Annotated in this window: 13 protein-coding genes; 10 read left to right on the top strand and 3 right to left on the bottom strand. The window is 39.7% G+C overall.

Features of this window, described 5'->3' with window-relative positions; genetic code table 11:
- Positions 1–21: 21 nt before the first annotated feature.
- The 4 genes from FUA25_RS03235 to FUA25_RS03220 all read left to right on the top strand — a co-directional run bounded on the left by FUA25_RS03235 (position 22) and on the right by FUA25_RS03220 (position 4,082).
- Positions 22–1,275 carry a pyridoxal phosphate-dependent aminotransferase gene (locus FUA25_RS03235; RefSeq protein ID WP_147755448.1) on the top strand — a complete coding sequence of 418 codons (1,254 nt, stop codon included), beginning with the start codon at positions 22–24 and terminating at the stop codon, positions 1,273–1,275.
- A 76-nt stretch (positions 1,276–1,351) separates the two neighbouring features.
- Positions 1,352–2,086, top strand: a complete 735-nt coding sequence (kdsB, locus tag FUA25_RS03230) for a 3-deoxy-manno-octulosonate cytidylyltransferase (protein WP_147755447.1) — start codon at positions 1,352–1,354, stop codon at positions 2,084–2,086.
- Between the two features lie 100 nt (positions 2,087–2,186).
- Positions 2,187–2,849 (top strand): outer membrane lipoprotein-sorting protein, encoded by a 663-nt coding sequence (locus tag FUA25_RS03225; RefSeq protein ID WP_147755446.1) that lies wholly within the window; start codon positions 2,187–2,189, stop codon positions 2,847–2,849.
- Positions 2,850–2,876: 27 nt separating this feature from the next.
- Positions 2,877–4,082, top strand: coding sequence for an NAD(P)/FAD-dependent oxidoreductase (locus FUA25_RS03220; RefSeq protein ID WP_147755445.1), 1,206 nt, complete (start codon positions 2,877–2,879; stop codon positions 4,080–4,082).
- A gap of 94 nt (positions 4,083–4,176) precedes the next feature.
- Here the strand turns inward: FUA25_RS03220 and FUA25_RS03215 are convergent, their stop codons facing one another.
- Positions 4,177–5,316 carry an acyl-CoA dehydrogenase family protein gene (locus FUA25_RS03215; protein ID WP_147755444.1) on the bottom strand — a complete coding sequence of 380 codons (1,140 nt, stop codon included), beginning with the start codon at positions 5,314–5,316 and terminating at the stop codon, positions 4,177–4,179.
- A gap of 171 nt (positions 5,317–5,487) precedes the next feature.
- Between FUA25_RS03215 and FUA25_RS03210 the strand changes: the two genes are divergently transcribed.
- The 5 genes from FUA25_RS03210 to purF all read left to right on the top strand — a co-directional run bounded on the left by FUA25_RS03210 (position 5,488) and on the right by purF (position 11,036).
- Positions 5,488–7,365, top strand: a complete 1,878-nt coding sequence (locus FUA25_RS03210) for an endonuclease (RefSeq protein WP_147755443.1) — start codon at positions 5,488–5,490, stop codon at positions 7,363–7,365.
- A gap of 106 nt (positions 7,366–7,471) precedes the next feature.
- Complete coding sequence (locus FUA25_RS03205; protein WP_147755442.1) at positions 7,472–8,074, top strand: SatD family protein; 603 nt, start codon at positions 7,472–7,474, stop codon at positions 8,072–8,074.
- Positions 8,075–8,776 (top strand): DUF3307 domain-containing protein, encoded by a 702-nt coding sequence (locus tag FUA25_RS03200; protein ID WP_147755441.1) that lies wholly within the window; start codon positions 8,075–8,077, stop codon positions 8,774–8,776.
- Between the two features lie 34 nt (positions 8,777–8,810).
- Entirely contained in the window at positions 8,811–9,530 is a 720-nt protein-coding gene (purC, locus tag FUA25_RS03195; protein ID WP_147755440.1) for a phosphoribosylaminoimidazolesuccinocarboxamide synthase, read from the top strand.
- A gap of 18 nt (positions 9,531–9,548) precedes the next feature.
- A complete protein-coding gene (gene purF, locus FUA25_RS03190; RefSeq protein ID WP_147755439.1) occupies positions 9,549–11,036 on the top strand; it encodes an amidophosphoribosyltransferase in 1,488 nt (495 codons plus the stop codon).
- Positions 11,037–11,111: 75 nt separating this feature from the next.
- Here the strand turns inward: purF and FUA25_RS03185 are convergent, their stop codons facing one another.
- Both FUA25_RS03185 and aroB read right to left on the bottom strand, forming a co-directional pair.
- On the bottom strand, positions 11,112–11,720 hold the full coding sequence (locus tag FUA25_RS03185; RefSeq protein WP_147755438.1) for a porin family protein: 609 nt from the start codon (positions 11,718–11,720) through the stop codon (positions 11,112–11,114).
- Positions 11,721–12,049: 329 nt separating this feature from the next.
- Complete coding sequence (gene aroB / locus FUA25_RS03180; RefSeq protein WP_147755437.1) at positions 12,050–13,090, bottom strand: 3-dehydroquinate synthase; 1,041 nt, start codon at positions 13,088–13,090, stop codon at positions 12,050–12,052.
- A gap of 108 nt (positions 13,091–13,198) precedes the next feature.
- On the opposite strand from aroB, the gene FUA25_RS03175 reads away from it, so the two are divergent.
- Entirely contained in the window at positions 13,199–14,275 is a 1,077-nt protein-coding gene (locus FUA25_RS03175; RefSeq protein ID WP_228411630.1) for a pseudouridine synthase, read from the top strand.
- Positions 14,276–14,318 lie beyond the last annotated feature (43 nt).

The raw sequence follows: 14,318 nt of genomic DNA, 5'->3' as shown, positions 1-14,318 counted from the left end.
GTAAATTTAACGACTGACCAAATGAAAACATCAAAACTCGCCCATCACCTTATCGGTTCAGAAATCATCAAGATTGGAAATCAGGTCAATGAAATGAAAATGCAGGGTGCCGAAATTGCAAATCTTACGATTGGTGATCTCGATTCTGACATTTATCCGATTCCGGTTCTTCTGAAGGAAGAGATTCAGAAGGCTTATCAGAATAATCTGACAAATTATCCACCTGCAGCCGGACTTTTATCCTTAAGAAAAGCGGTTTCTGAAGACTTAAAAAATCGCTGGCATCTTGACTATTCCACGGACGAAATTTTAGTGGCAGGTGGGTCGAGACCGTTGATTTACGCTGCTTTTAAAACAATTGTAGATGAAGGTGATAAAGTGGTTTATCCAATTCCGTCCTGGAACAACAACCATTATTCTTATCTGACTCATGCCGAAAAAATTGAAGTTGAAACTTCCCAGTCGAATAATTTTCTACCCAATGCCGAAGATTTAAAACCTCATCTGGAGGGAGCGGTGCTTCTGGCCCTCTGTTCTCCGTTAAACCCTACGGGAACGATGTTTACAAAGGACCAGCTGACGGAAATCTGTAAACTGGTTATCGAGGAAAACAAAAAACGTGGCGAAAACGAAAAACCGCTTTACTTACTGTATGACCAGATTTATGCGATGCTTACGTTTGGCGAAGAGCATTTTACTCCCGTTTCCCTTTTTCCGGAAATGAAGGAGTACACCGTTTATATTGACGGGGCCTCAAAATGTTTTGCAGCAACGGGAATAAGAGTCGGCTGGAGTTTCGGTCCGGCCGAAATTATTGATAAGATGAAGGCCTTACTCGGCCATATCGGCGCTTGGGCCCCCAAACCGGAACAGGAAGCTGTTGGTGTTTTTTTGAGCAATTCAGCTAAAACTGATGAATTTGTTCAGGATTTTAAAGAAAAAATGGCTGAAAGTCTGCAATCGCTTCACAACGGAATTCAGGACATGAAATCACGAGGATTACTGGTTGACAGCATCAAGCCGATGGGAGCCCTGTATCTGACCATAGAATTGGATTATCTGGGAAAAACAAAACCGGATGGCACACCAATCGTGGATTCTTCAGATCTGGTTTTTTATTTAATCAACGAAGCAGGCGTAGCACTTGTCCCTTTTTCCGCTTTTGGAAATTCCCGGAATATGCCGTGGTTCCGCGCATCTGCCGGCGGTCTGTCTGCCGCAGAAATTAAAAAAATGCTCCCAAGGCTGGAAAATGCTTTAAATAAGCTTATATAAATGTTAATTCTGAGAAGCATTATTATTACGGCCACATCAAAAAACTTGTAACTCACCACTTATAACTCATCACTCCATGAAGATTATCGCCGTTATTCCTGCCCGTTACGAAGCCAGCCGTTTCCCGGGAAAACTTATGCAGATTCTGGGCGATAAAACAGTCATCGCAACCACTTATGAAAATGTGGTGGAAACCGGACTTTTTGATGAAGTTTTTGTGGCGACCGATTCTGAAATTATTTTTGAGGAAATCAGCAGAAGAGGCGGAAATGCTGTAATGACCGGTCAGCACGAAACCGGCAGCGACCGGATCGCTGAAGCCGTCCGGAATATTGAATGCGATATCGTGGTCAATGTTCAGGGCGATGAACCATTCCTGAAAACTGAGCCTTTATCTCAGCTTATTTCCGTCTTTAAGAATGATTTTGAGGAGAAAATTTCCCTCGCTTCGCTTAAAATAAAACTTACTGAAAAAGAAGAAATCGAGAATCCCAATAACGTAAAAGTGATTACGGATAATCAAGGTTTTGCGCTTTATTTCAGCCGGTCTGTTATTCCTTTTACCAGAGAAATTTTTGAAAAAACCGATTATTTCAAACACGTTGGGGTGTATGCATTCCGCAAAAAAGCTTTGCTCAAATTTGCCGCGCTTCCGATGAAACCTTTGGAAATGGCAGAGAAAATTGAATGCATCCGTTATCTGGAATACGGCATGAAAATCATGATGATTGAAACAGACTTTGTTGGAGTGGGAATTGATGTACCGCAGGATCTGGAAAAAGCCAGAGAAATCCTGAACGGAAATTCCTGAAAGAAAACAATTCTAAGCGATTTTTTAGTTTAATTTGTGGTTGCAATAAGCATCTGTGAAAAAATAAAGTATATATTTGAAAAAATAAACGGGCGCATTAATGAAAAAGATTTTTTTAATATTCATCATCATCATGAGCGGTTTTGTATCTGCACAGACTGCAAAAGAGATCATCGATAAAAACATTGAACTGTCCGGCGGACTGACAAACTGGAAGCTTCTGAACTCCGTAACTTTACAGGGAAATGTCACTTTGGGAGTCAACGATGATTATCCCATAAAAATATACCAGCAAAGACCCAATCTCACCAAAACAGTAATTTCTATCAATAAAAAAGAAACGGCGATTGAAGGCTACGACGGCAAAAAAGGGTATGCCATGAATTATGCCACCAATAAAATTCAGGAGTATCCCAATTATGTGGCGGAAAGTTTTGATAACGATTTCATCGACTGGGAAAACAAAGGATTCGAGGCAAAATATTTAGGCAAAGAAAAGGTTAACGATATTTATTGCCATAAAGTGGAACTTACCAAAAATGTTAACAAAACCATTTATTATTTTGATTCAAAAAGCTATATGCTGGTAAAGGAAACTAAGAAAGATGAAGTGCTCAGTTATGGTGATTATAGAAAAGTGGGCACTCTTATGATGCCTTTCCGGATCGAATCTTCCTCTCCAAAAAAAGACAGCGACTACCTGATGCTGATCAATAAAATTGAAGTCAACAAAGTGTTTCCGGCAAACACTTTTAAATTCTAGACTTCATTAAGATTTTAATGTAAAATTATGGATCTAAAATCCAATGAACCCTTTTGGCTTGTAAAGAACGGTCTTCTTGCTTCATATCCATCTCTGAAAGCCGATGAAGAATGCGACGTACTGATCGTTGGAGCCGGTATTACAGGCAGTTTAATTGCCCACCAAATGATCAAGGACGGTTACAAAACCATCATCATCGACAAGCGGGAGATCTGCAACGGAAGCACATCGGCTACCACCTCAATGCTTCAGTATGAGATTGACGTTCCTCTGCACGAACTGAAGGAAAAAATAGGGATTTTAGGTGCGGTGGAAAGCTATAAAGCCTGCTCAAAATCCATTGACGATCTTAAAAAAATTGCTGTTGAAATTGGATCGGAAGCGGGTTTTACCAAGAAATCATCATTGTATTTCACCAACGAGAAAAAGGACATCACTTATCTGTACAAAGAATTTGAAGCCAGAAACGCAGCAGGTTTCCGCGTACAATGGCTCGATGAAAAACAAATTCAGGACAAATATGGGTTGGAACATACATTGGGCGGAATTCTTTCGGAGCAGGGAGCGAGTATTGATGCCTTTAAATTTGCCCATGAACTGTTGGACTTTAATTTTAAAAAAGGACTGCAGATTTTTGATAAGACCAAAATGGAATCGGTTAAGTACTTTAAAGATTTTAGTGAAGTTGCAACCGCTGGCGGCTGCAAAATCAAAACCAAAAGAATAATATACTGCATCGGTTACGAAAGCAAGGAACTCATTAAAGATAATTTTGTAAATCTGAAAAGCACATTTGCCATCGTTTCTGAAATGGATGATTCCAATATCTCAAAATTAAGCGAAACTCTTTTCTGGAACACCGATGAACCTTATCTGTACATGCGGACTACTGATGACGGACGGCTCCTGATTGGCGGAGGAGATGAAGACTTCCGGAACCCCGAAAAGCGGGATAGAATGATTGCCAAGAAAGAAAAGGAAACCCTGAAAACGCTCAGTAAACTGCTTCCGGAATATGAGTTTTACACCGATTTTACCTGGGCCGGGACATTTGGGGAGACGAAAGACGGGCTGCCATACATCGGAACCCATAAAAAATTTAAAAACTCTTATTTTGTACTCGGTTTTGGCGGAAACGGCATCACATTTTCAGTGACCGGAATGGAAATGGCTTCCCATTTCATGAAAAATGAAGAGCATCCGCTTACAGAATTTTTCAAATTCGAACGCTGAGTTGGACGTGGCATTAAAAGTTAAAAAAATCCGGTATTTGAATATTCAAATACCGGATTTTTATTAGATGTTAACCACCGATTAACAATATAAACTATTTGGTAATATCTCTGCCAATAACCAAACGCTGGATTTCGGAAGTTCCTTCACCAATCGTACACAGTTTGGAGTCTCTATAATACTTTTCTGCCGGAAAATCTTTGGTATAACCGTACCCACCGAAAATCTGAAGTGCATTGTTTGCAATTCTTACACATGCTTCAGAAGCGTATAACTTAGCCATTGCTCCTTCTCTCGTCATTTTTTGTTTGGCGTTTTTCAAAGTGGAAGCGCGCTGAATAAGCAATTCAGCAGCGTCAATTTCAGTTGCCATGTCTGCAAGCATGAAATTGATTGCCTGGAATTCGGAAATCGCTTTGCCGAACTGATGTCTTTCCTGCGCATATTTCAGAGCAGCTTTGTAAGCGCCTCTTGCAATTCCGAGGCTTAATGCAGCGATGGAAATTCTTCCGCCGTCCAGGATTTTCATGGCCTGTTTAAAACCGTCTCCAACTTCACCCAAACGGTGCGAATCCGGCACTCTTACGCTGTCGAAAATCAGTTCTGCAGTTTCCGAAGCTCTCATTCCGAGTTTGTTTTCTTTTTTTCCTGAAGAAAATCCAGTCATTCCTTTTTCGAGAACAAATGCAGTTGAGTTGTTTTTTGCTCCTTTTTCACCTGTTCTGGTCATTACCACTGCAATGTCTCCGGAAATAGCGTGAGTGATGAAGTTTTTCGCTCCGCTGATGATCCAGTCATCGCCGTCTTTAACAGCTGTGGTAGTCATTCCTCCGGAATCGGAGCCAGTATTGTGTTCTGTAAGTCCCCAGGCGCCGATCACTTGCCCTGAAGCCAGTTTTGGCAGCCATTTATGACGCTGTTCTTCAGTCCCGAACTCATAGATATGATTGGTACAGAGTGAATTGTGTGCCGCAAGAGAAAGTCCTATAGAGGGGTCAACCTGAGAAATTTCGTCCAAAATGGTAACATATTCATGATAACCGAGGCCTGATCCGCCGTATTCCTCCGGAATAACGATTCCCATGAAACCCATTTCACCCAATTGGTGAAAAAGCGCTACCGGAAAAGTCTGGCTTTCGTCCCAGTCCATAATGTTGGGTCTGATATTTTTTTCAGCAAAATCTCTGGCAGTTTCTGCCACCATTTTAATGTTTTGTAGCGTATCGGTATTCATTTCTTTTATTTGGTTCAAATATACTTAAAATGTAGAAAATCTGAAAAAGTTTTTTATTCATTATACACGTTTGCATTCTGTTTTGATTATCATTTACCCAGACCATAAAATTATTATATTATTAACATAAAGTTTCATTTTATGTTGCATATAAATCAGTATTTTTATATAATGAAAAAAATTCTGTTTCTGGGATTTTTAATCCCTTTTTTTGCGTTTTCGCAGATACCTGTAGGTTACTATGACGCTGCGGTGGGGCTTACCGGTTATGCTTTAAAGTCTAAAGTACACGATATTATATCATCTAAAACCATCAGTTGGCATTATGGCGATCTGCCCAATTATTATGCACAGACGGATCTTGATAAATATTATGACCATACCGCGACTAATACCACTTTTTTGCTGGACATGTATTCTGAAATTCCTACAGGTCCGGATGCTTATGAATATACCAGTGCACAGTTGGTTTCGAGCGCAGGAGCTGAGGGTGTAGGTTATAACAGGGAACATATGGTACCGCAAAGTACTTTCAGTACAGGTAGTATCAGCGGTTATCCGATGTACTCCGATCTCTTTCATGTAGTGCCTGCAGATGCACGGATCAACCAGTTACGCAGCAATTATCCTTATGGGGTAGTAGGTTCCACCATTTATTATACTTTCACGAATGGTTCGAGAATCGGCAACTGTGCGATTCCTGGCTCCCCCTATACGGGAAGGGTGTATGAACCTATAAATGAATTTAAGGGAGATATTGCAAGAACACTGCTTTATTTTGCAGTACGGTACGAAGGAAAATTGGGATCTTTCAATCACAATATGGGCACAACGCCTGCAAATGATGAATCTCTTTTTGACGGCACCGAGGAGCGGGCTTTAGATCCGTCGTATATCACTCTTCTGAAACAGTGGAACGCAATGGATCCTGTATCGCCAAAAGAAATCGACAAGAATAATATTGTTTACGGAATTCAGAAAAACCGAAATCCTTTCATCGATCATCCTGAATGGGTGAATATGATCTGGTCAGAAACTCCAGATGCGATTGCTCCAGGTGCTCCGGGTGCGCTCACGGTTACGCAGCAAAATGCCCATTTTGTGAATCTAACCTGGTCCCCAAGTCCTGATCCTGATGTTTTGGGATACCGGATTTATGTAAATGGTTCAACAACGCCTGCAGAAACCAGCAAAAGTACTTCAGTCACGATTGATCATCTTCTCCCTTCAACGGCGTACACTTTCACTGTTAAAGCTTTTGATAAAGGTTATTTGGAATCCCCCGTCAGTAATGTCGCAGCAGCTACGACTTTGGCCTCTGATTCTTTTTCAAGCGACCTGATGATTATCAAGTATCTTGAAGGTTCTTCCGATAACAAAGCTCTTGAACTGATCAACAGAACCGGTCACTCCGTTAACCTTAATAACTACCGGATCAATATTCAGTTTTTTAGCGGTAGTTCTTATTATTTTTCTGATACCTATGAATTGGAAGGAACTGTTGCTGACGGAGAGAATTTTGTGATTTTGAATCCGAATGCGAACTTCACCTGCTTCACCAATGCTCAGGCTAAATTTGTTACGGCATCTACTCCCATGACGTATACGGGAACGCAGTACATCGAACTGGCGTATGACGGTAATATTCCAGTTGATGTAATCGGTGCAAAAAATACAACCAACACGGTCGGAAATGTGTCTCTGTATCGCTTGGCATCAATAACACAGCCCACTGCCACATTTAGTCTTTCGGAATGGCAAAGTAATCCGTCCGATTACTGTCAGAATTTAGGAATTTTAAAGGTTTCTGAGAACACTGTGGGCGATGACGTTCTAATTTATCCGAATCCTGTTGAAAATCAACTCTTTGTAGATGCAGTGCGTTTAAAAGATGTTAAAAGTATTCAGATTTATGATTTCAACGGAAAACTAATCAAAACAGAAATGCAGCCTTTCAAAAATAAAAAATCCATAGATGTTCATGAATTGAACACAGGACTGTATCTGTTAAGGTTGAATGGAAGTTCGTATAAGTTTATTAAAAAATAAGTAAATCCGCTAATAAATCAATATATAAGCAATACAAATTATATTAACAGATATAAGTAGATAAATAAATATTACCATTGTTAATAGAAAATATTATCTTTGTAATATGAAATCTGTACTTACAGGAGACATCATTAATTCGCAGAGTGTTGATACTGAAATTTGGCATCAAGCCTTAAAGGAAGTTTTCAGCAGCGAAGACGCAAATAACTGGGAAATCTACCGCGGCGACGAGTTTCAGTGCCTGCTGGAAAATGCCGAAGATGCTTTTAAGAAAGCCATCGAAATTAAATCAAAAATCAGAAAAATCCCCGGACTTGATGTCCGTATTTCAATTGGAACAGGCTCTCAGGATTTCATTGGCGAAAAAGTTTCACAGTCCACCGGAACAGCATTTGTACATTCCGGCAGAAATTTCGAAAAAATTAAAGCCCAAAAAATTAACCTCAGCATCAGTTCAGGAAACATCGAAACCGACGAAGTCCTGAATCTGATCTTCAAATGGCTCAGTAACACTACCGACAACTGGTCTGTGGTTTCTGCCGAAATTGTAGATATCTTCCTGAAAGATCCCAACATAAATCAGGAACTGGTGGCTCAAAAACTTAACATTTCGCAGTCCTCCATAAGCCAGCGGCTTAAAAGGGCTGATTTTGATCTCATTCTGGAAACTGACCGGTTTTTCAGAAAAAAAATGGCAGAACTGTAAATGATTTTTATCCCGCTCATATTGGCCCATTTATTAGGAGATTTTATTTTCCAGCCCAATTCTTGGGTAGCCGACAAAGAGAGGAAAAAAGCAGCGAGCCCTTATTTGTACCTCCATATTCTCATTCATACGATTCTGGTTTTTCTTTTTTTATGGGATGTTAATCTATGGTGGATTGCATTGACTGTTGGTGTTACTCATTTCATTATCGACTGGGTAAAACTTCATTATCAGACTCCAAAAACAAAAAGAACATGGTTCTTCCTCGACCAGTTTCTGCATATTATTGTAATCGGAGCGATTTCAGTATGGTATTTTCCTTTTTTCAAATGGGAAGATTTTTTTAATGACCACACCTTAAAATTATTGACAGCCCTTATTTTCCTGACTATCCCGAGTTCAATACTCATTAAAACCCTAATCTCCATCTGGACACCCGTTACCGTGGAGCACAGTAAACTTCAGACCGAATCCTTAGTGAACGCTGGAAAATACATCGGCATACTAGAAAGGCTATTGGTTTTCGTATTTATTGTCGTTAATCATTGGGAAGGAGTGGGTTTTATGATCGCTGCAAAATCGGTTTTCAGATTCAGTGACTTGGCCGAAGCAAAACAGAGAAAACTTACAGAATATGTACTGATAGGAACTTTATTAAGTTTCGGAATTGCCGTTCTGACGGGGATTTTAGTGAAAATTTAAATAGAAAGTAAAAAGAAATAAAAAGTAAAAAAAAATGACAAAAGGAGCAATGCTTTATGAAGGAAAAGCAAAACAGGTCTTTGAAACATCCAATCCAAATGAAGTGATTGTGCGGTTTAAAGACGATGCCACTGCTTTCAATGCACAGAAAAAAGGAAGTGTAGACCTGAAAGGCGAAATGAATAATGCCATTACCACCCTTATTTTTGAATATCTGAACCAAAAAGGTATTCCCACCCATTTTATTAAAAAACTCGATGAAAGAGAGCAGCTGGTAAAAAAAGTGAACATCATTCCTCTCGAAATGGTGGTTAGAAATTACTCTGCCGGCAGCATGGCGCAAAGACTGGGCGTAGATGAGGGCATCAAATCACCGGTAACCATTTTTGACCTCTGCTACAAAAAAGATGAACTCGGCGACCCTTTAATAAACGATCATCACGCTGTTTTTCTCGGCGCTGCCACTTATGAAGACCTTGATGAAATGTATGAACTTACTTCAGATATCAACGATATTCTGATCGACCTGTTTGATAAAATGAATATCATTTTAGTGGATTTCAAGATCGAACTCGGGAAAACCGCTGACGGAAAAATTATTTTAGCCGATGAAATCTCACCGGACACCTGCCGCCTTTGGGATAAAGACACGATGATGAAACTCGACAAAGACCGTTTCAGACGGGATCTAGGAGGAGTAACCGAAGCATATGTAGAAATTTACGAACGTCTTAAAAAAGTTTTGAATAAATAATTCGATCGAAAAAGTATAATGACAGATTTACAGAAATATAAGGAAGATTATCTTAACCAGTTCAAAGAAACGGTTTACGGACGGAACCTCCTGAAAACCGACGACCCGTTTGATGCTCCTTCAGAAGAATGCGGAATTTTCGGAATTTATTCGGATACCGATCTCGATACGTTTTCTCTTTCCCAGTTTGGTCTTTTTGCGCTACAACACCGCGGTCAGGAAGCCTGTGGCATTTCTGTCATGAAAAAAGGGAAAATCGTCAATATCAAAGATGAAGGCCTTGTTCTGGATGTATATAAAGAAATCCGCGAACCGGAAACGTTCATGGGCAATTCCGCCATCGGACACACACGTTATACTACAGCGGGAGACAAGAAGAAATACAATTTCCAACCGTTTTTTGCAAAAAATGAGTACGACCAGATCGTGCTTTCCATTGCGCATAACGGAAATCTCACAAATGCCAATCAGCTCAAAAGAGAACTGGAAGCAGAAGGCGTTGTTTTTCGCGCCACTTCAGATTCTGAAGTGATTCTCCGTTTGATCCAGAAAAATCTGGATTTGGGTCTTCGTGGTGCAATCAAAGCAACGATGGAAAAGATTGAAGGTGCTTATTCCGTAGTCGGAATGACGAGAAACAAGTTTTTTGCTTTCCGCGATTTTCACGGGATCAGGCCTTTGGTTTTGGGAGCCATCGACGAAAAAACATTTGTTGCCGCTTCCGAATCCGTTGCTTTGGATGCAGTGGGTGCACAGTATGTCCGTGACATTCTGCCGGGCGAAATTGTGTATACGAGCGAGAATGAAACTGGTTTGAAATCATTTTTGGTTCGGGAAAACTGCGAAAAAAGGATCTGCGCTTTCGAATATATTTACTTTGCAAGACCCGATTCCGTTCTCGAAAACATCAATGTGCATGAAATCCGCGAAAAATCCGGAGAAAAAATCTGGGAACAGGCCCCTGTTGAAGCCGATATTGTGATTGGAGTACCTGATTCCGGGGTTCCGGCTGCCATTGGATTTTCAAAAGCTTCAGGAATTCCTTTCCGGCCTGTTTTGATTAAGAACAGATATATCGGCAGAAGTTTCATTGTCCCGACTCAGGAAATGCGCGAAAGGATTGTGAATCTCAAGCTCAATCCGATTATATCTGAAATCAAAGGAAAAAGGGTAGTGATCATCGACGATTCTATCGTTCGGGGAACCACTTCAAAACGTCTGGTGAAAATCCTGAAAGATGCAGGAGTAAAGGAAATTCATTTCCGTAGCGTATCGCCGCCGATTATTGCGCCATGTTATCTTGGAATTGATACTCCTTCAAAAGATGACCTGATTTCAGCCAATATGAATGTAGAAGAACTCAGACAGTATCTGGGAGTGGATTCCCTGGAATTTTTAACGGTCGATAATCTTAAAGTGATCCTTGGAAGTTCAAATCACTGTTTCGGATGTTTTACTGAGCAGTATCCGGTAGCAAAAGGAGAGGAGGTCGAACTTTTTAAATAAGAGGGTTAAATTATAAAACAAAAAAGAGTCAGAAATTAATCTGACTCTTTTCTTATTTATCTAAGTCTAAAATGATTAGAATTTATAAGCTAAACCAACTTGGAATACGTTGTTTTTAACTGAATTTCTGTCTCCATTATTATCACTGTTGTTAATGTCAGTCAAACCTGCAACATATCTTGCTGTTACTCCAACTTTAGGAGTAAAATAATAACCTGCACCAATTCCAATTCCAACATTTAGTCCGTTTAAGCTGTCTTTGTAGTTACCTGATTCATCAATAAGATCATTGTTACTTTCATCAGTAAATCTGTCTTTAGCACTAACCAACAAACCGAATTCTGGACCTGCTTCTAAATAAAAAGCTGGAGTTGCATTATATTGGAACATTACCGGTAAAGTAATATAATCTAAGTGTCTTGACCTGGCATAGGTCGTACCTAGGATATCCATGTTGTATTTATCTCCATATTGAGAATACAATAATTCAGGTTGGATGCTGAAACTTGCAGCCAAAGGAACATTCATAGTTACCCCAGCGTTAAATCCGATTTTTGAACCTTGATCGCTTAAATCTGCATCTTTGGAAATGGATGAAACATTCATTCCTGCCTTAACACCAAACGTCTGTGCGAATGTCAATGAACTCATTGCGATTGCTGCACCTAAAAATAACTTTTTCATAATTTTAAATTTTAAATTTTACTTTCTTAATTTTTCTTAAAATTTTATCTATTTACTAATGCTGTTGCTTTATTTGAAATATACTGTTGGAATATGGTTAAAAACTTCAACAATTTCACTGAGCCTGCATGATCAATAAGATTTAAATTTTTGTTTTACGAAGTGTACTCCGCAAACGCTGTGCCAAAAACTGAGAAAACAAAAAAAAACTAAACAATAGTTTAATTAATTTTATATAGAACCTACTGATTATCAGTATTATAAATTAAAATTACTGGTAAAAGGTGAAAAGCGTATTGTTTGTCTTGAAATGTGACAAGAAAAGAAAATCAGGCCAATTTTTGATAAAAATGCAATGCATATTTAATTTTTTCCGCTGTCACATGGCAGTTAAATTTTGAACTTCCTATTCCGGATAACAGTGAAAAATTAATCTGTTGATGTGAATTCTTCTTGTCTTGGTTCATCACTGAGAAAAGTTCTGTAGGATCAAGGGAACTCATATCTATAAGCGGGAAAAATCTTCTGATTTGATAAATGATTTTATTTGCAGTATCCTGAGAAATTAGATTTTCCAGTTGTGAAAGATGTGTTTCGCAGATCATGCCAAGCGCAACGGCTTCACCGTGAAGAATCGGTTTTCCTTTTTTCAGGCAAACACTTTCTACAGCATGACCAACAGTATGTCCGAAGTTCAGTGTCTTTCTTATATGCTGTTCTCTGAAGTCCTTTTCCACAATCTGCAGTTTGATCTGCATGGATTTTTCAATGAAAGGATAAATGTTTTCTGCCTTTAATTCATCGATACGGATCAGGTCGTTCCAGTGTGATGCATCTGCAATCAGCCCGTGCTTCAGCATTTCGGCAAAACCACTTCTTAACTCTTCAAATGAAAGGGTATTTAGAAATTCAGGAAAAACAAAAATATGTTCGGCATCAGCAAAAGTACCGATGACGTTTTTAAGGAAAAGATGATCGATGCCGGTTTTTCCGCCGATGGATGCATCGCACATGCCCAAAAGAGTAGTGGGTATATTGATGAATTTTATTCCTCTTTTGTAGGTAGAAGCCACAAAACCTCCCAAATCCGTCACAACACCACCGCCAAGGTTCATAAAGAGCGATTTCCGGTCGGCCTCAAATTCCGAAAGAATTTCCCAGAGCTGAGTGGCGGTTTCCAGAGTTTTCATTTCCTCACCGGCCGCAATTTCTATGATTTCAAAAGAGATTTCTGTTTCTAAATTGGCGAGTAATGTTGGAAGGCAGAAGTGATGTGTATTTTCATCAACAAGAATGAAAAGCTTTGAAGGAAGCGCCTCAGCCAGATAACGGTTCAGCGCCGAAAAATTTTCATCCAGGATTGAAATCATGTTTTTTTTGCAAAATTAATTTAATTATCGGAATAATAGTGGGATAGATTCCACACCGCTTCCATCTCCCGACAAAAAAAGCTATCTTTGCACAAAATTTTTTAGACAATGAGCAGAGACAGAAACAGTTCCGATAAACCTTATAAACCCAGATCTTCCCAAACCGGAAGTTCACGACCTTCCCCTTCGCGTGCTCCAAAGACTGAAAATACCGACGATAAAAAACCTTCGAAACCACCAAGAGAACCAAGACTTCTCTCGGAATCAGAAGCAAAATCCTACGAAAAAACTTTTAAAAAACCTGCAGGAAAAAGAATTGGCAAATCATTCAACAGAGACAAGCCGTTTATAAAAGGAGACAAAAAGGCTCCTAAAAAAACTTATACCCGAACTTTCGGCAGAAATGATGAAGGTGAAAGAACAAAATCTTTCGTTCAGCAGAGAAGACTGGAGAAAATTTCCAAGGAAGTTCCGAAAGAAACCATCCGTCTGAATAAATATATTGCCAATTCAGGAATCTGTTCCAGAAGAGAAGCCGATGAACTGATCACTCAGGGTTTGGTTGAAGTGAACGGAAAAGTGGTGAATGAAATGGGCTATCAGGTTCAGAAGACTGATAAAGTAATTTTCGACGGACAGGGCATCACACCGGAAAAACCAGTGTATGTATTGCTGAACAAACCGAAAGGCTATATTTCTACAACCAAAGATGAAAAAGCCCGTAAAACGGTGATGGATTTGGTGGCGAATGCGTCTCCTTACCGTGTTTTCCCGGTTGGAAGGCTAGACCGTTCCACGACAGGAGTTATTTTGCTGACCAACGACGGACACATGACCAAAAAGCTTACGCATCCGTCTTTCAACATGAAAAAAATCTATCATGTTACTTTGGACCGGAAACTTGACCGTGCTGACCTGAATGCGATTGCGGAAGGAGTAAGACTGGAAGAAGGGATTGCAGAGGTTGACAGTATTTCCTACATTGAAGGAAAACCTAAAAATGAAGTGGGCATTGAACTACATATCGGCTGGAACAGGGTAGTGCGCCGTATTTTCCAGAGATTGGGCTATGAAGTGGAAGGACTGGACCGTGTGATGTTTGCAGGACTGACAAAGAAAAACATCAAACGGGGACACTGGAGAATTCTTACAGATCTTGAGGTGAACACCCTTAAAATGCTGTAATTATCCTTTTATAAAAAATAAAAAGCAACCTCATCGGGTTGCT

The sequence above is a fragment of the Chryseobacterium sp. genome, from assembly GCF_008014695.1.
GTDB lineage: Bacteria > Bacteroidota > Bacteroidia > Flavobacteriales > Weeksellaceae > Kaistella.
Note: the sequence above shows the minus strand (reverse complement) of the source record. Positions and strands in the feature narration are given on the sequence as shown.

Coding starts and splice junctions, on each gene's coding strand:
- FUA25_RS03235 (WP_147755448.1), top strand. CDS start 22: ATGAAAACATCAAAACTCGCCCATCACCTTATCGGTTCAGAAATCATC.
- kdsB (WP_147755447.1), top strand. CDS start 1,352: ATGAAGATTATCGCCGTTATTCCTGCCCGTTACGAAGCCAGCCGTTTC.
- FUA25_RS03225 (WP_147755446.1), top strand. CDS start 2,187: ATGAAAAAGATTTTTTTAATATTCATCATCATCATGAGCGGTTTTGTA.
- FUA25_RS03220 (WP_147755445.1), top strand. CDS start 2,877: ATGGATCTAAAATCCAATGAACCCTTTTGGCTTGTAAAGAACGGTCTT.
- FUA25_RS03215 (WP_147755444.1), bottom strand. CDS start 5,316: ATGAATACCGATACGCTACAAAACATTAAAATGGTGGCAGAAACTGCC.
- FUA25_RS03210 (WP_147755443.1), top strand. CDS start 5,488: ATGAAAAAAATTCTGTTTCTGGGATTTTTAATCCCTTTTTTTGCGTTT.
- FUA25_RS03205 (WP_147755442.1), top strand. CDS start 7,472: ATGAAATCTGTACTTACAGGAGACATCATTAATTCGCAGAGTGTTGAT.
- FUA25_RS03200 (WP_147755441.1), top strand. CDS start 8,075: ATGATTTTTATCCCGCTCATATTGGCCCATTTATTAGGAGATTTTATT.
- purC (WP_147755440.1), top strand. CDS start 8,811: ATGACAAAAGGAGCAATGCTTTATGAAGGAAAAGCAAAACAGGTCTTT.
- purF (WP_147755439.1), top strand. CDS start 9,549: ATGACAGATTTACAGAAATATAAGGAAGATTATCTTAACCAGTTCAAA.
- FUA25_RS03185 (WP_147755438.1), bottom strand. CDS start 11,720: ATGAAAAAGTTATTTTTAGGTGCAGCAATCGCAATGAGTTCATTGACA.
- aroB (WP_147755437.1), bottom strand. CDS start 13,090: ATGATTTCAATCCTGGATGAAAATTTTTCGGCGCTGAACCGTTATCTG.
- FUA25_RS03175 (WP_228411630.1), top strand. CDS start 13,199: ATGAGCAGAGACAGAAACAGTTCCGATAAACCTTATAAACCCAGATCT.